This window comes from Methylocapsa sp. D3K7, from assembly GCF_029855125.1.
Classification (GTDB): Bacteria; Pseudomonadota; Alphaproteobacteria; order Rhizobiales; family Beijerinckiaceae; genus Methylocapsa.
Window position 1 is genome coordinate 1,248,386 of record NZ_CP123229.1, and the last position, 20,075, is coordinate 1,268,460.

Here is a 20,075-nt window from a genome sequence, read left to right on the forward strand (position 1 = left end):
CTCAAGTATGACTGGTCCCTTATGGAGTTGCGGTGCCGGCGGTGTTGCTCGACCAGGGTCGCGGTTTGCCCCAGAGTGCCGGCTGATAAAAAAGAATGTTGCATCGCCCGCATTCCGGCGAGGTTCTTAAGGCCATCGGGCAAGTCGGAGCGGCGGCAGCCTCGTGAAGTTCCTCACATTCTGATCGTGGAACGGGACGACGCCCTTGCCGCATCGCACGAGAGCCTGGTTCATGACGCCGGTTACTCCGTGAGCGCATCCTGGTCGAATTATATTTCAGCCGGCAGGTGGCTGAACGCCCACAATCCCGATGCGGCGATCCTTGACGTAAAGTTGCAGGACAGATTTTGCATCGCGCTGGCGAAAAAACTGTCCGCGCGGCATATTCCGTTTCTCGCGGTCTCCGGATGGCCCGCCGATACCCCAGGGGTCGACCGGATTTTCCAGTCCGCCACTTGGCTGGAAAAGCCCGTTACCTACGCCGGATTGCAGTTGGCCCTACGTAGCATCCTTTAGCCCGGAAGTGGTTTGAGACATTCCCAGCCCCTTGGGGGCGAAGCAACGAGCCAAGCTCACGGCAGGCTCCCCACGCGTTGGTACCAAGCTGCTCCTATGACGATGCTTTTTTCATTTTCGGCTGTTTTCGCGTAACATCAAAATTGCGTGCGGCCGTCCCGCCCGGACGGCTCCGGCTCTTGTTCGATCGGAGTGATGGAGCCATATCAGTGCGGCCGCAGTTTTGCCTATGAAACCGGGCGTCAGGAGTGCCAAAATGAGCGATCGCAGAGGTTTTGAAAGCCCGGTGTTTCGTGAGCCCGTCTTTGTCGAGCCTCAGCTTCCCGCTGCCGCTTTGGCGTCCGTACGCACCCGGCGGATCGTGGCGCTTCTTTTCGATCTCATTTTCGTGTCCATCCTCTCGTTCGCGCTGTGGCTCGCACTTGCCGTGCTCACTTTCGGGCTTTCTCTTCTTATACTGCCGCCCCTGTTTCCGGCCGTGGCGTTTTTCTACAATGGCCTCACAATCTCTGGTTATCGCATGGCAACGCCGGGCATGCGTGCGATGGATCTCGAAATGCGTTTGACCGATGGGACCCGGGTTCCGTTTCTCAACGCTGCCGTGCATGCCGTGCTATTTTATGTGAGCACGATGTTCCCCCCTGTATTTTTGGTTTCGCTGATGAGTGCCAACAAGAGGTGTGTCCATGATATGCTCGCGGGCGTGGTCGTCATCCGGCGGTTCATGTGACATAGCAAAAAGCAAGAGGCCTCAAAAGGTGCGGACTTTCTAAAAGGATTGTGTAATCATAAGAGTCGCACTTCGGCGCGGACGCCGTTGAATCGGTCCTAGCCCGTCCTAACACCAAGGGAAGGCCAGCTGGAATTGACGCGGGAACCTCGGGACGCACCGCAATTTTACCTCACCGCACCTTCGCCATGTCCCTATCTGCTGGACAGACAGGAGCGCAAGGTTTTTACCCATTTGATCGGCCGCCGGGCGGTGGCTCTGAACGATCAGCTCACGCAATCGGGATTCCGGCGCTCGCAGACCATCGCTTACCGGCCTGCTTGCGAAAATTGCCGGTCTTGTGTTTCGGTCCGTATCAAGGCCGGTGAGTTCCGTTCCTCCCGCAATTTCCGGCGGATCGCCGAACTCAATCGCGATGTCACGGCGACGGTGACTCGGCCGGAGCCGAGCCGAGCTCAATATTCGCTGTTTCGCCGGTATCTCGACGCGCGGCATAGCGATGGCGGCATGGCGGATATGACGGCGCTCGACTACGCAACGATGATCGAGGACAGCCATGTCGAAACCCGTCTCATCGAATATCGCCTTTCTGGGGAAAATGCGGACGGCGAGCGGCCATTGGTTGCCGCTTGCCTCACCGATGTCCTCGCCGACGGCCTGTCGATGGTCTATTCGTTTTATGAGCCGGAGGAGCGGCACCGTTCGTTCGGCACCTATATGATCCTCGACCACATCGAGCGTGCCCGCCGTCTCGGCCTGCCGCATGTCTATCTTGGCTATTGGGTCGAGGGCTCACGGAAAATGGACTATAAGGCGCGCTTCCTACCGCAAGAGCGGCTCGGGATGAATGGCTGGGAGCGGGTGGAATAGCTCCGCGTCCCGCTTGCGTCATGCCTCAGCCGAATTTGTTGTTCTTAGGAAAGCCTTTCGGCGGCAGGCGACCAGCTTCGGCCCGGTTGCCCAGCCAATCGCGTAACTCGCGGGGGCCGACGTTGAATGTCCGGCCAGCCGAATCCTTCCATGTCAAGCCGTCCTTAAGCGAAAACACCTGGGCGTCGCTGATGCCGCCGTCCCGGTATTTTTGCAGGCGGACACCCTTGCCGCGCGGCATCTCCGGCAATTGCGCAAGCGGGAATATGAGCAGCTTGCGGTTCTCGCCGATCACCGCCACATGATCGCCCTCGGCGGGAATGACGAGGGCCGCCGTCGCTGGCTTGTCGGTGTTGAGGAGCAGTTTGCCTTTGCGGGTGCCACCCGCCATCTCGTCCTGAGTGGCGACAAAACCCCGGCCATCGCTCGCCGCGGCCAGCATTTTTTGGCCCGCAGCATAGGGAAAGACAGCAATGATCGTCTCCCCTTCCGCGATATCGGCCATCAGGCGGATAGGCTCGCCCTGGCCGCGCCCGCCTGGCAGTTTGCTCGCCTCAAGCGTGAAAATCCTGCCGTCGCTTGCGAGCACAAGAATTTTCGACGTGGTCTCGGCAAAAAACGAAACGGATAATGTGTCGTCGCCCTTGAACTGGAGCGCGCTCAGATCCTCGACATGGCCTTTGAGGGCGCGGATCCAGCCTTTCTCCGACACCACGATCGTGACCGACTCACGCTCGATCATCGCCCCGGCGATGTCGCCGGTGGCGATATCCGGAAGATCGCCAAAACTGGTCCGGCGGCGGCCAATTTTTGTGTCTGGACCGTACTTCTTCTTGAGATCGCGGATTTGCCCGGCGACCGCTTTCCATTGCTTGGCTTCATCGCCGAGCAATGCTTCGATCTCGCGCTTTTCCTTGGCCAAATCATCGTTTTCCCGGCGCAACTGCATTTCCTCGAGGCGCCGTAAGCCGCGCAGCCGCGTGTCGAGGATATAGGTTGCTTGCACATCGGAAAGATCGAAGCTTGCCTTCAATTCCTGTTTTGGATCGTCCGCCTCGCGGATGATGGCGATCACCCGGTCGAGATTGAGGAAGACGATGAGCATGCCGGCAAGAACTTCGAGGCGGTGCACGATCTCGGCCTGCCGGTGGCGCGAGCGGCGCAGCAAAACGTCGCGGCGATGGTCGAGCCATTGCCGCAAGGCCTCCTTCAAGGACACGACGCGCGGCACGACGCCATCGGCGAGGAGATTCATATTCAGCGGAAACCGGCTCTCCAGCTCGGTGAGCTTGAAGAGCTGCTCCATCATCATTTCGGGATCGACGGTGCGCGCGCGCGGCTCGATGACGACCCTTATATCCTCGGCGGATTCATCACGGATATCGGCGACAAGAGGCAGTTTTTTATCGTTGAGGAGCTCGGCGATCTTTTCGATGAGCTTCGATTTCTGCACCATGTAGGGAATTTCGGTGACGACCACGGCCCAGACGCCACGGCTGCCTTCTTCCCTCGTCCAGCGCGCCCGCAGGCGGAACGACCCGCGTCCAGTGCGATAGGCTTCTGCGATCGATTCGCGCGGTTCAACCAAAATACCGCCGGTCGGGAAATCCGGCCCCGGCACGAACTGCAGCAATTGATCCGGTGTTGAGTTCTTATGCGCGATGAGATGGAGCGCGGCGTCGCAAAGCTCGGCGAGGTTGTGCGGCGGAATGGAGGTTGCCATGCCGACCGCGATACCCTGGGCGCCATTCGCCAGCAGGTTCGGCAGAGCGGCCGGCAAAACGACCGGCTCGTTTTGATCGCCCGAATAATTCTCGCGGAAATCGACCGCATCCTCGTCGATGCCTTCGAGCAACAGCCGAGCAACATCCGTCATCCGCGCTTCGGTGTAACGATAGGCGGCGGCGCCATCGCCATCGATATTGCCGAAATTGCCCTGGCCATCGATGAGCGGATAGCGGGATGAAAAATCCTGGGCGAGGCGGACAAGCGCATCATAGATCGCCTGATCGCCGTGCGGATGGAAAGAGCCCATCACATCGCCGACGATTTTCGCGCATTTCTTGAAGGCGGCGCCGGGATCGAGCCGCAAAATATGCATACCATAGAGGATGCGCCGGTGGACCGGTTTCAGCCCGTCACGGGCATCGGGCAAGGCCCGCCCCATGATGGTCGAAAGCGCATAGGCAAGATACCGCTCTTCGAGCGCCTCGCGCAGATTGACGTCTTCGGCCCTTCCGGCAGACGGCGGCGGCGTGATGTGTTTTCCCATGCGGGAGGCCTAGACGACGCGCAGTGGCAAATCAAGTTCCGTGTTTGTTCTTTAAAGGTTTATGCACGGAATGACGAACGGAAATGCTGCTGTCTGTACTTCGGCGGCGCCTGCCCACGCCCAGAGATGCTTTACGCGCGCTTTATCGACGATAAACGGCCATTTGGGTTCCGCCTATCCGTCCCCGGCATATCCGCCCAAAGCGATATATTTTTTTCGTACCCGCTGCACGGCTTCCTTGACGAGCGGATCGAGACCCTCGCCACCTTCTTCCAAATGCTGGAAGATTTTTTTGCGCATGCTCAACGCCCAGAATTTGGCGATGTGATTGGCGATCCCGGCGACCGCCTTCTCGTGCTCTTGAGGCGCGAAAAATTTGCCGATTTGATTTGCCATATAAATCAGCTTTTTGGGCGAGGACGGGTCATGCGACATGGTGCTGGGCTCGATCGATGATGCGTTGGGGATGGGTGAAAACTTCGAAGTCCTGGCCGCGCGCGATTGCCACAAGGGTGAGTCCGCTGGCCTCCGCAAGACGGACCCCGGCCGCCGTCGGTACCGAAACGGCGGCAACGACAGGCGCGCCAAGCCGCGCGGCTTTTTGAATGAGTTCAATCGAGACACGGCTCGTCAAAAGCACGATGCCATGCGCGGCCGCCTCCCCTGCCCGCACGAGCGCGCCGATGAGTTTGTCGAGCGCATTGTGGCGGCCGACATCCTCCCGCACGGCGGCAAGGCCGCGCGAGGGAACCCAAAAGCCTGCGGCATGAACGGCGTGCGTTTCGCGATTGAGCTTTTGGCCGGATGATAGGGAAGCCATTGCCGCGACGATAGCGCTGGAATCGAAACGGCTCGCATTGGAGACGACGGGTGCCGGGCGCGCCGCTTCCTCAAGGCTTTCGATCCCGCAGAGCCCGCAGCCGGTCGGCCCCGCCATGCTCCGGCGGCGGGCGGCATAGGTTTTCGCACGGTTTTCCGGGAGCCATATACGGAGTTCGATGCCAAGCGGCGTTGTGACGATGTCGAGGCTGGCGATTTCGCTCGGAGCCTCGATCAGGCCCTCGGTGAGCGCAAAACCAATGGCAAAATCCTCCAAATCCGCAGGCGTCGCCATCATCACAGCATGGGTCGTGCCGTTGAAGGTGAAAGCGATCGCCGTCTCTTCCGGCACGGAGCGCACAGAAGGCGACACCTCGCCCTCCCGCCACGCGAGGCAAGCGACGCTGTGGGAAGGCGGCGGCAAGGGACTGCCACCGTCGTCAATGGTGTCTCCGGTCATTCCGCCGCTTCGGTGACCTCAGCGATGCGGCGGCTCTGCTCGGCCTGTTCGCGATACCGCTCTTGCCAATCCGTCGGCCCGTTCGAGCGCGAAATTTGCACGGCTGTGACCTTGAATTCCGGACAATTGGTTGCCCAATCGGAGAAATCGGTGGTCACGACATTGGCCTGGGTGGTCGGATGATGGAAGGTCGTATAAACGACGCCCGGCGCCACACGATCGGTGACCAGCGCACGCAGGGTCGTCTCCCCGGCGCGGCTTGCGACCTTCACCCAATCGCCCTCATTGACGCCGCGTTGTTCGGCATCGTGCGGATGGATCTCGAGACGGTCCTCATCGTGCCAGGCGACATTGGCGGTGCGGCGCGTCTGGGCTCCGACGTTATAATGGCTGAGAATCCGCCCGGTCGTCAGCAGGAGGGGATAACGCGGCCCGGTCCGCTCGTCCGTCGCCACATATTCGGTGAGGACGAACTTGCCCTTGCCTCTCTTGAAGCCGCCGATGTGCATGATTGGCGTGCCATGTGGGGCGCTCTCATTGCAAGGCCATTGGATCGATTCGGTTTCGAGCCGGGCATAGGAAACACCCGCGAAGCTCGGCGTTGTCGCCGCGATTTCGTCCATGATTTCGCTCGGGTGGCTGTAACGCATCGGCACGCCCATGGCCTCGGCGAGCTTCACCGTGATTTCCCAATCGGCATAGCCGTTCTTGGGGCTCATCACTTTGCGGACACGGCCAATGCGGCGCTCTGCATTGGTGAAGGTCCCGTCCTTTTCGAGGAAGGTCGAACCCGGCAGGAAGACATGGGCGTAATTCGCCGTTTCGTTGAGGAAGAGATCCTGGACGATCACGCATTCCATCGCGGCAAGACCGGCCGAGACATGATGAGTGTCCGGGTCAGATTGGAGAATATCCTCGCCCTCGATATAAATGCCCTTGAACGTGCCCTCGACAGCGGCATCCAGCATGTTGGGAATGCGCAGTCCCGGCTCCTTGTCGAGCGTGACGCCCCAGAGTTTCTCATAAATGGCACGCGCGTTATCATCGGAAATGTGCCGGTAGCCCGCGAGTTCATGCGGGAAGGACCCCATGTCGCAGGCACCCTGCACATTGTTCTGGCCGCGCAGCGGATTGACACCCACTCCATTGCGGCCAAGGTTTCCAGTCGCCAGCGCGAGATTGGCGATCGCGAGAACCGTGGTCGAACCCTGGCTGTGCTCGGTGACGCCGAGCCCATAATAGATCGCCGCATTGCCGCCGCTGGCATAGAGCCGAGCCGCCTTGCGAATGAGATCGGCGGGAACACCGGAGACTTTTTCGACCGCTTCCGGGCTATGCCGCGGCTCGGAGACAAAACCGGCCCAGTCCTGGAACTCCGACCAATCGCAGCGCTCGCGCACGAACGTCTCGTCGACGAGACCCTCGGTCACGATCACATGGGCGAGTGCGGTCAGCACCGCGACATTGGTGCCGGGCTGCAAAGGCAAATGATAATCGGCCTCGACATGCGGTGTCCGCACGAGATCGATCCGGCGCGGATCGAGAACAATCAATTTCGCGCCCTCGCGCAGCCGCCGTTTCATGGCCGACGCAAACACTGGATGGCCATCTGTCGGATTGGCACCGATCACCATGATGACGTCGGACTCATCGACCGAATCGAAATCCTGCGTCCCGGCCGATGTACCAAACGCCGTGCCAAGGCCGTAACCGGTCGGGGAATGGCAGACGCGCGCACAAGTATCGACATTGTTGTTGCCAAAACCGGCGCGGACAAGTTTCTGGATGAGATAGGTCTCTTCATTAGTGCAGCGAGACGAGGTGATCGCACCGACGGACGTTTTACCATATTTCGTCTGAATGCGTTTGAACTCGGATGCCGCATAGGCGAAGGCTTCGTCCCAGGAGACTTCCCGCCAAGGGTCCGAGACCTTGGCGCGGATCATCGGCTTAAGAATGCGATCCCTGTGGGTCGCATAGCCCCAAGCGAAGCGCCCCTTGACGCAGGAATGGCCGTGGTTGGCCTTGCCGTCCTTATAGGGAACCATGCGGACGAGTTCCTCGCCGCGCATCTCAGCCTTGAAGCTACAGCCGACACCGCAATAGGCGCAGGTCGTAACCGCCGAATGTTCGGCTTGGCCAATCTCGATCACCGATTTTTCGATGAGCGTGGCGGTTGGGCACGCCTGAACGCAAGCGCCGCAAGAGACGCATTCCGATTCGAGGAAGGGCTCTGCCTGCCCCGCCGACACCCGGCTGCCGAAGCCCCGCCCGTCAATCGTCAGTGCGAAGGTGCCTTGTACTTCCTCGCAGGCGCGAACACAGCGATTGCAGACGATGCATTTCGATGGGTCGTAGCTAAAGTAAGGATTGGATTCGTCTTTTTTGTCGGCAAGGTGATTGTGGCCCTCGTAGCCGTAGCGCACATCACGCAACCCGACATTGCCGGCCTCAGTCTGCAATTCGCAATTGCCATTGGCGGCGCAGGTAAGGCAATCGAGTGGATGATCGGAGATGTAGAGCTCCATCACGCCTTTGCGCAGGGCTTTCAACCGGTTGGTCTGGGTGTGAACCACCATGCCCGGCATGACTGGCGTCGTACAGGAGGCGGGGGTGCCGTTGCGCCCCTCGATCTCAACAAGACAGAGCCGGCAAGAGCCGAACGATTCAAGCATATCCGTGGCACAGAGTTTCGGGATTTTGGTGCCGGCCTCCATCGCCGCCCGCATGATGGACGTGCCTTCTGGAACTTGCGTCTCAATCCCGTCGATGGTCAGCGTGACCATTTTCTCCGACGGCGAGGCAGGCGTTCCGTAATCGATCTCGGTAATCAGTGGCATGGTAGCCTCCTCACTCCGCCGCGGCGAGAACGCGCGGCGTGAAATCTTCCCTAAAATGGCGTACGGCGCTCATCACGGGATAGGGCGCAAATCCCCCAAGGGCGCAGAGTGAACCGAATTTCATCGTGTTGCAAAGGTCTTCGAGGAGAATCATGTTTTCGTCGGGCCTAACGCCGGCGAGCACACGATCCACGACCTCGACACCCCGGGTCGAGCCAATCCGGCACGGGGTGCATTTGCCGCAACTTTCGATGGCGCAAAACTCCATCGCGAACCGCGCCATGATTGCCATGTCGACCGTATCGTCGAAAATAACGATACCGCCGTGGCCGATCAGCCCGTCGCGCGCGGCGAAGGCCTCGTAATCAAAAGGTGTATCGAACAGCGCGCGGGGGAAATACGCGCCCAGCGGGCCGCCGCATTGCACCGCCCGCACCGGACGCCCGCTCAACGTGCCGCCGCCGATTGTATCGACGATTTCGCCAAGGGTCAGCCCGAAAGCGGTCTCATAAAGACCGCCATAACGGACGTTCCCGGCGATCTGGATCGGCATTGTCCCGCGCGAACGCCCAAACCCGAAACCGGCATAAAAATCGGCGCCGCGATCGAGAACCGTCGGCACTGCCAGAAGTGACAAGACATTGTTGATGACGGTGGGCTTGCCAAACAGCCCCTTATGAGCAGGAAGCGGCGGTTTTGCCCGGACGATGCCGCGCTTGCCTTCGAGACTGTCGAGAAGCGCGGTCTCCTCACCGCAGACATAGGCGCCTGCGCCCATCCGCAATTCGAGCTCGAAGGCATAGCCGGAACCCAGAATGTCCTGGCCGAGATAGCCCGCCTCCCGGGCAATCCGCAGAGCCTCCGAAAATGTCTTTGCGGCATGCGGATATTCCGAGCGGCAATAAACATAGCCCTTGGTCGCGCCGACACCGATGCCGCAAATCGCCATGCCCTCGATCAGGGCAAAGGGATCCCCCTCGACAATCATGCGGTCGGCGAAGGTGCCACTGTCCCCTTCGTCGAAGTTGCAGACGACATATTTGCGGTCAGCCTGAGTGTCGGCGACGGTCTTCCATTTGATGCCCGTCGGAAAACCGGCGCCGCCGCGGCCGCGAAGCCCGGATTTCGTCACCTCGGCGACAATCGCCTGGGGGCCGATCGCGATGGCGTTTTTGAGCCCTTTCCAGCCGTCATGCGCGGCGTAATCAGCCAAGGAAAGCGGATCGATGATGCCGCAGCGGGCGAAAGTGAGCCGCGTCTGGCCCGAAAGAAACGGATGCTCCTCCGGCTTGCCAATGCGAAGGGGATGCGCTCCGCCAGTGACAAAGCCTGCATCAAAGAGAGGGGCAACGTCGGCAACCGCTACCGGGCCATAGCCGATACGCCCCTGTGCCGTCTCGACCTCGATCAGCGGCTCCAGAAAAAACATCCCGCGCGAGCCCGTCCGGACGATCTCGACGGCAACGCCCCGCGCGCGCGCTTCAGCCGCGATCTTCGCGGCGACCTTATGAGCGCCCATGGCGATCGCGGCAACATCCTGAGGAACGAAAATACGCGTCATGACGCGTACGCCTCTTCGAGAATTTCGGTAATTTTGCCGGCATTGAGACGGCCGTGCGGTTCCCCATCGAGGAGCCCGGAGGGGGAGTTGGCGCAAAGTCCGAGGCAATAGACAGGCTCAACCGTCAAATCGCCATCATGCGTGGTTCCGTGCCAGCCAACCCCAAGATTGTTAAGAACGGTTGCCGCCAAAGCCTCGCTGCCGACGCTCTGACAGGCTTCGCCTCGGCAAAGCTGCAACACGTGACGCCCGCAAGGGGCGTCACGGAAATCATGGTAGAATGTTACGACTCCATGCACTTCCGCACGCGACAGGTTGAGCGCGTCGGCAATAAGGGGAACGGCGTCGGTGTGGATATGACCGAATTCTTCTTGCAACGCGTGCAGAATCGGAAGCATCGGACCCTCAAGCTCGATGTGTTCGGCGATGATTTCCTGTGCGCGCTCTGCATTCCAAGGGGAAGCTTCAGGCATGCGTTTCCCGTCCGTTCTTTTTATGGCATCATAACTATGAGGTCTAGGCAGCCAAAGATCAATAAGCCAGTCTTGTACTCTTATAGAAAACTTCTATCAATCTAGGTCAGCCATGCTGCAATAGCCCATCAATTGGGTTTGGGCATCGCCAGCTTGCTCGCTTCGGCGGCGAGTGCCCTCGTGAGCGGCGGAATGGGCTCGCGGCGCGGCGACACCAGACCGATCGTATAAATTTCCTGTGGTTCGACGATGGGGATTGCGCGCAAAGGTTCACTCACGCTGAGCATACTGGCGAGCATTTCGGAGACAACGCAGGCGTAGCGGCCAATCCGGACATGCGCAAACAACACGAGCATGGAGTTCGATTCGACTGGCGGCGCCGCAGGATTGACCAGCAACTGGTCGATAATGCGGCGGTTTTGCATATCGGGAGTGAGCAGGCAAAGGGGAATGCGGGCCACATCCGCCCAAGTCACTTTCTCGCGCTCGCCATAACGGCTCCCGGCGCGGGTCAAAAGCTGATAACGCTCGCGATAAAGCGGCACGGTTTGGATATCCCCGAGCGGTTCATTGTCGAGATAGGTGAGGCCAGCGTCGATTTGAAAATCGTCGAGCATCGACAGGATTTCGCGCGACGTTTTGGAAAGCACCGTGAATCGCACGCCAGGATGCTTCGCCCGGAACGGGATGGTCAGTTCCGCCGCCATTGGGAGCGCGGTAGGAACCGCGGCCAGCGTCAGATGCCCGGAAAGCGCGGTCTTCGCGGCATACACATCCTGACGCATGGCGCGCGCGTCGCTGACAATGCGCCGGCCCCATTCCAGCACACGCTCGCCTTCCGCCGTCAGCCCATAATAGCGCGAACTCCGGTTGACGAGCAGCACACCCAATGTTTCTTCAAGCTGCTTGATGCCGGCCGACAAAGTGGGCTGCGTCACCCCGCAACTTTCAGCAGCGCGGCTGAAATTGCGTTCGCGTGCCAGCGCGATCAGAAACTCAAGCTTGTCGATCATCTCGACGCGCTGGTTTCAAACGCCAGGTTTTGTGCCCGTAAAGCGGCCTCACGGCGGTGGAAAGCCGTGATAAAGGCGGCATGGCTCCAGGCGAGACTTTTTGCCGATGTCTGGGCGCCGGTCGCCTGGTCGAATTGCTCCGAAAGCTCACCGGATGCTGGCGTATAGGCCGCGACGGTCGCCATGAATTGATCCCCGCGCCGGAGCAAAGCCTGAAAATGGTGTTTCTGATCCGCATCTTCCGAAATACCCAGCCGGGCCAAAGACGCCGTATTCCCCATCATCAGCCGCGGACCAGTGCCCGCAGCCACTTCCGCCAGCAAATAATAAAATTCAGCCGCGCCGAGCGTCGAAAAATAATAAGCGCCGCCGCTGAAATATTTGTCGCCAGCATAACGCCCCAGGGCGGGGCCAAGATTTTCCGGCCGGTTCCGGTTGATCTCATAGCTCACGCTGAATAGATCCTCGAGCCGGGTCAAGGTCGCCATGACCTTGGGATCTTGCACGCTATGCGCCCCCTCCCTTCGGCCTGCATGGATGATTGCAAGGATCACCGCGAAATCGAGGCCCTTGCCAGGTGCCGGATTGACGGTATCCCGGCGGCTTTCGTAAAAACCTGCCTCCGCGTTCCAATATTCATTGAGCGATTGGAGGATCTCCCCCGCCTCCGTCAGGCAGGAGTGGCCAGCCTCCTCCATCCCCAACTCTTGCATCCATCGCGCGCCGCCGGCGAGCGCCACATGCTGCAGCAGCCGCGTATAGTAATGCTGGCCTAGTTCCTCTTCCCACAAATCGAAACAGGGTTCGCGCCAATGCTCAAGGGTAAAGCGAAGATCCGTCTCGATCAGCGCGCGCAAGGCCACGCGGGCCGCGGATTCGAGGCCTTTCACAGGCCAGTAGCGCATCAGGACGATGGCCCGCGCCGCAGGACCATCATGTTGCGGGCGCGACCATTTGCTGATGTCGAGCGTCGCGTCGGGATTGAAGCGAGGCTCGCCAAGCACGCGATCCCCGGCAATCGCACGAAGCTCGTTGTCGCCGCGAACGAATTGCAAAAAAGCCGGATCGATCTTTTTCCTGAAATCACCGGACTCGCTTAGAAACATGCCGCCATCGAGCCGGTTGAGGGAGAGGCTGAACGCGACAAATTCCTGGAAACGTGAGAGCCCCTCTCCGGCGGCACTTCCCTCTGTAATCACATGCCGCAAGGCATCGATGACCATCGCCGAATCGCGCAGCCAATGGAAAAAATAGTCCGGCTCAGGATCCCAGGAGCCAAGAGCGGTCGACGCCACAACCGAACCAGGCAGAGGCCGGATCGTCTGCCCGAACCCGCGCCGCTCCTTGACGATATACGTGGCCGAAATCGCACTCAGCATCGCCGTCACGGAGAGAGGGTATTGCCGTGCCATCCATGTGTGCAGCCGACTTTCTTCCCCTTCCGCTGGAACGCTCCCGGTTCCTGCCCCGCCCCTCGTCATGGCTTTTCTCCTAGCTCACAAGCGGGCTTGTAAATCCAAGGCGCTTCAGGCCCTCCGCGATATCGGGGTCGGCCATGAACAGCTTCCACAAAAGGCCGCTCCGGTAATTCTCGAGCATGATCACGATGGGTCCCTGATCGATCGCGAGATAGGTTTTCGCGTACCAATCCTGGCTCTCGCTGAACGCGTCGGTAAAGCCAAACCGCCCCCATATCCTATCGCCGAGAGAATCATGGAAATAGCGGAGCGCCCGCATCGCCTGCTCCGGCACATAAGGAAAACTCGAAAGCGCCGCCGTCGGACTGATCACGCCGTTATCATTGTCCGGCGCATGCGCTGCGTAACCAGCCGGATCGTCGCTCGCCGTCAACCCCCAGCAGGACGGCCCAAAGCCCTTGTGATGGTTCGGATTGCGAACGCAGTGTTCATAGTTGATCAGAGTGTGCTGGACGTTTTGCTGGAAATAGTTTGCGTAAGCATCCTTCAGCCCGCGCGGATCGAGCCCGCAGAAGGAATAGTGGCAAAAGAACAAAGGCCCGCCATAGTCCGGCCCCAGCGGCAGATCGAGATCGTAATAGCGGCGGCGATTGAGGAAGGTGCGGCTTTGCGCGAAACCTTCGTGATAAGAGGAGCGCTTGATCGCGTAATGCGGAGAGGCGGCGGCGAGCACATAAGTGATGAGGCATTCGTTCCAGCCATGGATATCGTGATCGAGGCTGAAGCCGTTGTTGGGGCTCCAGTGCCAGGTCAGGACATGACGTCCGTCGCGGGCGTGCCAGTTCCATTCGGCATCAAGCCACAGCCAGGTAATGCGATCGCGCAGATTCTTCTCGGCGGCGGTGTCGGAATTAAAATATTGACGCGCGCACAAAAGCCCCTGAAACAAAAACGAACTCTCGACAATGTCCGAGCCGTCATCCTTGCGTCCAAACCGGATCACCGCGCCGGTGCGGCCGTTCATGTAGTGCGGAAATAGGCCATGAAAACATGGTCCCCGTTCCAGAAAACCGAGGATGAGGCTAAGACGGTCAACAGCCTCGCCGCGTCCCACCCAGCCTCGCTCGGCCGCGACGATGATCGCCATGATGGCAAAGCCGGTGCCCCCCGTGCAGACGAGGTCGTCATCTGGATCCTGCACGAGCCCCGTTCTGTCGCGCGCGAGGCCACAGAGGGGATGGGCTCCCTCCCAAAAATAACGGAAGGTCTGACGCTGGACGTGTTCGATGAGCGCCTCGTCCTTCAGTCTGGCAGGCGGCTGATGTTTCAACGAGGGACTTCTAGACTCCGGCATCGTGGGCAACTTCTCTCTAAGGGCGTCATATCGCGGGAGCTTTTTCTTTCGCCGCGGGAGGGAAAATTGGCGCTGCGGCACAAGGCGCCAAGCGCTCACCTTCTGGATCTACAATCAGGTGAAGGACACGCGTGAAAAAGCCGCCTTGGGTGTCCGCCCGGCCAATATTGACGATCGCCGCTTCCGCCAGTTCCTGAGCAAAAACATCAAGGACCAAACCGCGCGTGTCGTCGTCAAGGTAGTCGATCGCTTCGTCGAGCAATATCCAGCGCGGCTTGTGCAGCAAGAGCCGGGCGAAGGCGAGTTTGTGCTGGTCCTCGGGGGTCAATTCCCGTTCCCAGCGCGCGACATGATCGAGGTCAGGCGACAGATGTGCGAGTTTCATTCGCTCCAGCGCGGCCAAGTAGACATCATTCGCGAATTGGGATGGCTGGGAGGGATAGGCAAGCGCACCGCGTAGCGTGCCGGGCGGCATGTAATCTTGGTGAGAAATGAACATCATCGTTTGCCGGGGCGGCAGCAGGATGCGCCCAGTTCCCCACGGCCAAAGCCCTGCGATCGCACTAAAGAAACTGGTCTTCCCGCCCCGCCGCTTGCCAATGACGAGCACCCGCTCCGCCGGACCGATCATGACATGCTTTTCACTGAGCTTCATGCAACCCCGCGGAGAGGCGATGCCCAATTGGTCGAATACGAGTCGGTCGTCGGCCGTCGGCACGAGCTCGATGCGGGCCGTCTCGCCGCCGATCTTGTCCATCTCAAGAAGGGCCAGACGGAAACTCGCAACACGCAGAAGCGTGGCCCGCCAATCGGCGATCGTGCTAAAATTATCAACGAACCAGCGCAGCGCCTGCTGCACCTGATTGAAGGCCCCCACAGACAGCATTAATCCGCCGAGCGACATATCGCCTGCGAAATAACCGGGCGACGCCACGATGAATGGCGCCACGATCGCGAACCAGCCATAACCGGCGGTGAGCCAGGTCAGGCGGGTAATCCCGGTCACGAGCCGGCGCATCATCACAAGGACCTGGGTGAACTCGCGGTTCAAATAATCGTTTTCATCCGTTTCACCACCATAAAGCGCAATGGCTTCGGTGCGCTCGTTGACGCGCACCAGCGCAAAACGCAAATCCGCCTCACGCGCGTAGCGTTCGGCGTTGAGACCAATCAAAGGACGCCCGATCCGCCAGCTTCCAAAAGACGCGATGCCAGCATAAGCCAGTGCAAACCAGACCATATAGCCGGGCAAAACAAAGCTCATTCCGGCAACGGAAAAGGTCACGCTTTCCGAAACTCCCCACAAAACTGTAATGAAGCTTATGAGAAGCAGCGTCGCTTGGAGCAGACCGATGCCGAGGTCAGTCGAGAGATCCACCAGATGACGCGCATCCTCATGAATGCGCTGGTCTGGGTTCACGCCGATTTCGCCTGCCCCTGACAGACGAAACGCGCGTCCTGGCACGAGCCATTGCTCGAAAAGATCATGGGTGAGCCCGTCGCGCAGCTTTAACTTGCTCATCTCTCTGAGCCAGGCCTGGGTGACATTCAAGGCCAACAAAGCGCCGGCAATCACCCCAAAGACCACGAGCTGGTACAAAAACTCATGATAGTTTTTGAGCGAGAGCGCGTCGTAAAACGGCTTGTTCCAGGCATTGAGTTTGATCTGGCCGTAGGCGGTCAGCGCGACCACGGCGCAGAGCGCCGCACCAAGCAAAATGAGCGTGTTGCGGCCAGACGAATTCCAAAACGTCGTTATCATCATCCACAGCTGGGGCGCGAGCTTGCCGTCTCGCGATGCAGCTGTCGCCGGGATTTCAAAAGGTTTTGCGGTCTCGTCAGCCATTCGTGCCCGATTCCATTGTCCTTCGTGTCGCCGTAGGCCGCCGTTTAGAGCATGATCCCTGGCAAGGGGAAACCTGATTCGCGGTCACGCTTCCACGCTAACCTAAGCATTACATCTTTTATACAGGATCTGATCCCGGATGACTCTGATCGACAAACTGCTCACGGCAATGACCCTCGAGGAAAAAATAGGCCAGCTCAATATGGTGGCGGCCGGATATGCCATCACCGGGCCGGTCCTTGCTAGCGGGACAGCGAGCGACATTCGCGCCGGCCGAATCGGCAGTCTCTTGAATCTCTGGGGGGCGGAGGAAGTTGCCGCGATGCAAAAAATCGCGGTGGAAGACACAAGGCTCGGCATCCCCCTGCTGATCGGATTTGATGTTCTACACGGGCATCGGACCATCTTCCCGATCCCTCTCGCCGAAACAGCGTCCTTCGATTCTCTATTGTGGGAACGAACCGCTCGCGCGGCAGCGATCGAGGCGGCCGCCGACGGCATCGCGATGACCTTCGCGCCCATGCTCGACATCACGCGCGACCCGCGATGGGGGCGCATCGCCGAAGGACCTGGCGAAGACCCCTGGGCCGGCGCACAATTCGCCAAAGCCAAGGTGAAGGGCTTTCAGGGCGCTGGCTTGCCGGGCGGCTTGAAAAACCCTGAGGTAGTCGCGGCCACGGCCAAGCATCTTTGCGCTTATGGCGCCGCCATTGCCGGGCGTGACTATGCTTCGGCGGATGTTTCCGAACGGCTTTTGCACGAAGTCTATTTGCCGCCCTTCGCGGCGGCGGTCGCGGCTGGCTGCGCCGCGATCATGCCAGCCTTCAACGACATCGCTGGCATCCCGCTCACCGCCCATATCCCGCTGCTGCGTGATTGGCTGCGCAAGATAGAGGGGTTCGATGGCGTGATCGTCAGTGACTACAACGCGGTCGCCGAATTGATAAGCCATGGGATTGCGGGCAATCTTATCGAGGCGGCAACATTGGCGCTCCGGGCTGGCGTCGATATCGACATGATGAGTGGCGCGTATAGCCAGGGCTTGGCTCCGGCGATCGCACGCGGCATGGTTTCGATTGGCGCGCTCGATGCCGCCGTGCGCCGGGTGCTCATACTGAAAGAGTGGCTTGGTCTTTTCGACGATCCCTACCGGCGCGGTTCGACGGCCGCGCCCGCCCCCAGTGTTTCCACTTCCAGGCGCGAACTCGCCCGCGAGGCGGGGCGGCGGTCGATTGTTCTGCTGACCAATGACAATATCCTGCCCCTTACGCCGAACCTGCGCCGCATCGCGCTCATCGGTCCGCTCGCCGATGCCCGCGCCGATATGCTCGGACCATGGTCGCTCGCCGGGCATGCTTCTAGCGCAGTAACGATTCGCGAAGGCCTGGCAGCTGCCCTGCCTGGCACCGAAATCGTTTTTGCCCCAGGCGCAACCATCTCGGGTGAAGACACTTCGGGCTTCACCGCGGCACTGGAGATGTGCCGCGACGCCGAGCTCATTGTTTTAAGTCTTGGCGAAGCCGCCGATATGAGTGGCGAAGCGGCGAGCCGCGCGTCCCCCGGTTTGCCGGGAGTCCAGAACGCCCTTGCCGACACTATTTTCGAGATCGGCAAGCCGGTGGTTGTGCTCATTTCCTCCGGGAGGCCGCTCATGATTGCACCGATAGCCGGAAAAGCCCACGCTTTGGTTGCGACTTGGTTCCTCGGCGTCGAAGCTGGCAATGCCATCGCGGATGTGCTGACCGGGACATACAATCCCACCGGCCGGCTTCCCGTGACGTGGCCCCGCGATGTCGGCCAAATTCCGATTTTTTTCGGCGAACGGCCGGGCGGAAGGCCCGCCCATCCGGAGAATCATTATACAAGCAAATATCTCGATATGCCGGTCGAACCGCTGTTTCCGTTTGGGCACGGATTGAGCTACAGCCGTTTCACCTTGCACAATCCGCGCGTGAACAAGCAAGATTTCACGGTCACCGACGAAGTGACGGTTGAGATTGATGTTATTAATGAGGGCATCCTCGCTGGCGAGGAAACCGTTTTCCTTTTTACGCGGGACATTGTGGCGAGCGTCGCTCGGCCTCTCCTGGAGCTCAAGGGCGTTGGCAAGATTGCACTCGCAGCGGGGAAAAGCGGCACCGTTTCGATAAAGTTTTCCGCCAAGGCACTGGCTTTTCCCGGGGTTGATCTGAAGCCAGTTTTCGAGCCCGGTGAATTTTTAATATACGTTGGTCAGAGCGCCGATCCGCGCCAATTGCACTCCCTCAAAGCGCGCGCCCTGCCTGGCTGACACAGGTTTTATAAATCGAAGACTAAGCATGGATATTCGCCACGGGGCTTGCGGCAGTGGCAGCGCCCCGTTATAAGAGCGCGAAGCGAAGTGCAGCCGGAAAAGTTCCGGCGGCGCGCCGGAGTGTAGCGCAGCCTGGTAGCGCACCTCGTTCGGGACGAGGGGGCCGGAGGTTCGAATCCTCTCACTCCGACCATTTTGTTTCGATGAAGCGAATGTTCGATGCAAGAGACCGCGAGTAGCGGCACCCAGTGTGGGCATTAAGGATGGGGAGTTTCCGCCAGGGTTTGATGGCACGGCGCGTCGCGGTCAGCGCGTTCGCGGTGTATGCGCTGTTGCTGCAAGCGTTTCTCCTTGCCGCTGCGCCAGCCTCATCTTTCGCATTTCCGGGCGAAATCGGCGTCAATTGTAGTATCGAAGGAACGGGCAGCGGCGCACCTGGAAGTGTTCCCGTCCGGCATCACGGACTTTGCTGCATTATGGCGTGCGCCGCCGCGGCCTGTGCCTATGTCGGCACAGCGTCGGCGATCGCGGCTTTTCTTCCCCAGCGCGTCGCCTCTCTTATTCTTTACGCGGTTGCGCAAGGAATACCCCCGCGAGCGCCTCTCAAGCATTATTTCGCCGCGCGCGGTCCGCCCGCCCTCGGCTGATTTGGTCCGCCGCCCGGTGACTCGGGTTTTCCTTGGCGATCCTGGCCTGCTTAGCGCAATGGCCTGACTTTCCCGCGACATGAGCTGTTTTCCGCGCCGTAACATGGCGTTGGGTTCAAGTCTCGCGTGAAGTCAAGACCCCAAGGAAACGAGCCCGAAAAGACTGGTGCGCGCAGATTTGGCCACTCCCGATCGAGCAAGGCCATCGTCAAATCACCCGCTTTTCCATTTCGCGCGGCCGGCGTGGCCCTTCGCGGCCCCGGCCTTGTCAAGAGGTCCTAACATGTTGCTTCCCGGTTTTGGCGCCGCCGCCTTGGCGCTTACTATCTTGATTATCACGTGGTGTTCTCCTCCCGCTCTGCTCAGGGAGGACGCTCATGTCAGCGGCTAACACAGCCCTCGCGGGCCTATATCAGGCTCATGCCACCGAGTTGAAAGGGTTCGCGCGGCGCCGCGTCGGACGCGACGAAGCGGAAGACGTCGTGCAGGATGCCTATCTCCACCTCCTCCAGCGCGGCACCGCAGCTCATCTTGACCAACCGCGCGCCTATCTCTTTCGCACCGCCGCAAATCTCGCGGTGGATTTCGCGCGTAAGGCCAAGATCCGTTTGCGCTATGTCGGCGAGACTTTCGATCTCGATGCCAATGTGGTGGCTCTCGCCAATCCCGAATCTGCGACGGGCGCTTCAATGGAGTTGGCCAGGCTGCATGCCGCCCTCGCAAAATTGCCGCCGCTGTGCCGCGACGCCTTTCTGCTCAATCGGGTCGAGGGGCTCACCCATGCCGAGATCGCGGGGCGGATCGGCGTGTCGGTACGGACAGTCGACCGCTTCATGGTACGGGCCTGGAACCATTTGCGCGGTCATTTCGGGACTGAATTCAAGAATTGAGGGAGCTTCTGTCGCCACAACGATGAAAACGAGGGAGGGCGCTGTCCGACGGCGCCCTCCCTCCGTTATTTGC

General features: G+C 60.0%; 16 protein-coding genes and 1 tRNA gene. 7 read left to right on the forward strand and 10 right to left on the reverse strand.

What is annotated here, in order from left to right; all coding sequences use genetic code 11:
* The first annotated feature begins 75 nt into the window (after positions 1 to 75).
* The 3 genes from QEV83_RS05605 (at position 76) to QEV83_RS05615 (ending at position 2,116) form a co-directional block, all read left to right on the forward strand.
* A complete protein-coding gene (locus tag QEV83_RS05605; RefSeq protein ID WP_280130249.1) occupies positions 76 to 516 on the forward strand; it encodes a hypothetical protein in 441 nt (146 codons plus the stop codon).
* Between the two features lie 256 nt (positions 517 to 772).
* The gene (locus tag QEV83_RS05610; RefSeq protein ID WP_280130250.1) at positions 773 to 1,246 is read left to right on the forward strand and encodes an RDD family protein; all 474 of its coding nucleotides are present in this window, start codon (positions 773 to 775) and stop codon (positions 1,244 to 1,246) included.
* Positions 1,247 to 1,381: 135 nt separating this feature from the next.
* Entirely contained in the window at positions 1,382 to 2,116 is a 735-nt protein-coding gene (locus QEV83_RS05615; protein ID WP_280130251.1) for an arginyltransferase, read from the forward strand.
* 25 nt (positions 2,117 to 2,141) lie between these two features.
* Here the strand turns inward: QEV83_RS05615 and parC are convergent, their stop codons facing one another.
* The 10 genes from parC to QEV83_RS05665 all read right to left on the reverse strand — a co-directional run bounded on the left by parC (position 2,142) and on the right by QEV83_RS05665 (position 16,172).
* Complete coding sequence (gene parC, locus QEV83_RS05620) at positions 2,142 to 4,388, reverse strand: DNA topoisomerase IV subunit A (RefSeq protein WP_280130252.1); 2,247 nt, start codon at positions 4,386 to 4,388, stop codon at positions 2,142 to 2,144.
* Between the two features lie 174 nt (positions 4,389 to 4,562).
* On the reverse strand, positions 4,563 to 4,823 hold the full coding sequence (locus QEV83_RS05625) for a formate dehydrogenase subunit delta (RefSeq protein ID WP_280130253.1): 261 nt from the start codon (positions 4,821 to 4,823) through the stop codon (positions 4,563 to 4,565).
* Positions 4,813 to 5,667: a formate dehydrogenase accessory sulfurtransferase FdhD gene (fdhD, locus tag QEV83_RS05630; RefSeq protein WP_280130254.1), complete on the reverse strand. Its 855-nt coding sequence runs from the start codon at positions 5,665 to 5,667 to the stop codon at positions 4,813 to 4,815. Before fdhD ends, QEV83_RS05625 begins: the two co-directional genes overlap by 11 nt.
* The gene (gene fdhF / locus QEV83_RS05635; protein ID WP_280130255.1) at positions 5,664 to 8,507 is read right to left on the reverse strand and encodes a formate dehydrogenase subunit alpha; all 2,844 of its coding nucleotides are present in this window, start codon (positions 8,505 to 8,507) and stop codon (positions 5,664 to 5,666) included. The genes fdhD and fdhF overlap by 4 nt, the downstream gene beginning before the upstream one ends.
* A gap of 10 nt (positions 8,508 to 8,517) precedes the next feature.
* Complete coding sequence (locus QEV83_RS05640; RefSeq protein ID WP_280130256.1) at positions 8,518 to 10,068, reverse strand: NADH-quinone oxidoreductase subunit NuoF; 1,551 nt, start codon at positions 10,066 to 10,068, stop codon at positions 8,518 to 8,520.
* Positions 10,065 to 10,541 carry a formate dehydrogenase subunit gamma gene (locus QEV83_RS05645; RefSeq protein WP_280130257.1) on the reverse strand — a complete coding sequence of 159 codons (477 nt, stop codon included), beginning with the start codon at positions 10,539 to 10,541 and terminating at the stop codon, positions 10,065 to 10,067. The genes QEV83_RS05640 and QEV83_RS05645 overlap by 4 nt, the downstream gene beginning before the upstream one ends.
* 128 nt (positions 10,542 to 10,669) lie before the next feature.
* Positions 10,670 to 11,554, reverse strand: coding sequence for a LysR family transcriptional regulator (locus tag QEV83_RS05650; RefSeq protein WP_280130258.1), 885 nt, complete (start codon positions 11,552 to 11,554; stop codon positions 10,670 to 10,672).
* A complete protein-coding gene (locus QEV83_RS05655) occupies positions 11,551 to 13,035 on the reverse strand; it encodes a glycoside hydrolase family 15 protein (RefSeq protein ID WP_280130259.1) in 1,485 nt (494 codons plus the stop codon). Before QEV83_RS05655 ends, QEV83_RS05650 begins: the two co-directional genes overlap by 4 nt.
* Before the next feature lie 10 nt (positions 13,036 to 13,045).
* Positions 13,046 to 14,326 (reverse strand): glucoamylase family protein, encoded by a 1,281-nt coding sequence (locus tag QEV83_RS05660; protein WP_280130260.1) that lies wholly within the window; start codon positions 14,324 to 14,326, stop codon positions 13,046 to 13,048.
* A 25-nt stretch (positions 14,327 to 14,351) separates the two neighbouring features.
* Complete coding sequence (locus tag QEV83_RS05665) at positions 14,352 to 16,172, reverse strand: ABC transporter ATP-binding protein/permease (RefSeq protein ID WP_280130261.1); 1,821 nt, start codon at positions 16,170 to 16,172, stop codon at positions 14,352 to 14,354.
* A gap of 139 nt (positions 16,173 to 16,311) precedes the next feature.
* On the opposite strand from QEV83_RS05665, the gene QEV83_RS05670 reads away from it, so the two are divergent.
* From QEV83_RS05670 to QEV83_RS05685, 4 genes are all read left to right on the forward strand, one after another.
* Positions 16,312 to 18,462, forward strand: a complete 2,151-nt coding sequence (locus QEV83_RS05670) for a glycoside hydrolase family 3 N-terminal domain-containing protein (protein ID WP_280130262.1) — start codon at positions 16,312 to 16,314, stop codon at positions 18,460 to 18,462.
* A gap of 119 nt (positions 18,463 to 18,581) precedes the next feature.
* A tRNA-Pro gene (locus tag QEV83_RS05675) sits at positions 18,582 to 18,658 on the forward strand.
* A 70-nt stretch (positions 18,659 to 18,728) separates the two neighbouring features.
* Positions 18,729 to 19,112 (forward strand): hypothetical protein, encoded by a 384-nt coding sequence (locus QEV83_RS05680; RefSeq protein WP_280130263.1) that lies wholly within the window; start codon positions 18,729 to 18,731, stop codon positions 19,110 to 19,112.
* Positions 19,113 to 19,489: 377 nt separating this feature from the next.
* Positions 19,490 to 20,002, forward strand: a complete 513-nt coding sequence (locus QEV83_RS05685; protein WP_280130264.1) for a sigma-70 family RNA polymerase sigma factor — start codon at positions 19,490 to 19,492, stop codon at positions 20,000 to 20,002.
* Positions 20,003 to 20,075 lie beyond the last annotated feature (73 nt).

What these genes read in the sequence shown, in the direction of transcription:
- QEV83_RS05665 (WP_280130261.1), bottom strand. Translation starts at nt 16,172, where the DNA reads ATGGCTGACGAGACCGCAAAACCTTTTGAAATCCCGGCGACAGCTGCA.
- QEV83_RS05670 (WP_280130262.1), top strand. Translation starts at nt 16,312, where the DNA reads ATGACTCTGATCGACAAACTGCTCACGGCAATGACCCTCGAGGAAAAA.
- parC (WP_280130252.1), bottom strand. Translation starts at nt 4,388, where the DNA reads ATGGGAAAACACATCACGCCGCCGCCGTCTGCCGGAAGGGCCGAAGAC.
- fdhD (WP_280130254.1), bottom strand. Translation starts at nt 5,667, where the DNA reads ATGACCGGAGACACCATTGACGACGGTGGCAGTCCCTTGCCGCCGCCT.
- QEV83_RS05610 (WP_280130250.1), top strand. Translation starts at nt 773, where the DNA reads ATGAGCGATCGCAGAGGTTTTGAAAGCCCGGTGTTTCGTGAGCCCGTC.
- QEV83_RS05660 (WP_280130260.1), bottom strand. Translation starts at nt 14,326, where the DNA reads ATGCCGGAGTCTAGAAGTCCCTCGTTGAAACATCAGCCGCCTGCCAGA.
- QEV83_RS05645 (WP_280130257.1), bottom strand. Translation starts at nt 10,541, where the DNA reads ATGCCTGAAGCTTCCCCTTGGAATGCAGAGCGCGCACAGGAAATCATC.
- QEV83_RS05685 (WP_280130264.1), top strand. Translation starts at nt 19,490, where the DNA reads ATGTCAGCGGCTAACACAGCCCTCGCGGGCCTATATCAGGCTCATGCC.
- QEV83_RS05625 (WP_280130253.1), bottom strand. Translation starts at nt 4,823, where the DNA reads ATGTCGCATGACCCGTCCTCGCCCAAAAAGCTGATTTATATGGCAAAT.
- QEV83_RS05680 (WP_280130263.1), top strand. Translation starts at nt 18,729, where the DNA reads ATGGGGAGTTTCCGCCAGGGTTTGATGGCACGGCGCGTCGCGGTCAGC.
- QEV83_RS05655 (WP_280130259.1), bottom strand. Translation starts at nt 13,035, where the DNA reads ATGACGAGGGGCGGGGCAGGAACCGGGAGCGTTCCAGCGGAAGGGGAA.
- fdhF (WP_280130255.1), bottom strand. Translation starts at nt 8,507, where the DNA reads ATGCCACTGATTACCGAGATCGATTACGGAACGCCTGCCTCGCCGTCG.
- QEV83_RS05640 (WP_280130256.1), bottom strand. Translation starts at nt 10,068, where the DNA reads ATGACGCGTATTTTCGTTCCTCAGGATGTTGCCGCGATCGCCATGGGC.
- QEV83_RS05650 (WP_280130258.1), bottom strand. Translation starts at nt 11,554, where the DNA reads ATGATCGACAAGCTTGAGTTTCTGATCGCGCTGGCACGCGAACGCAAT.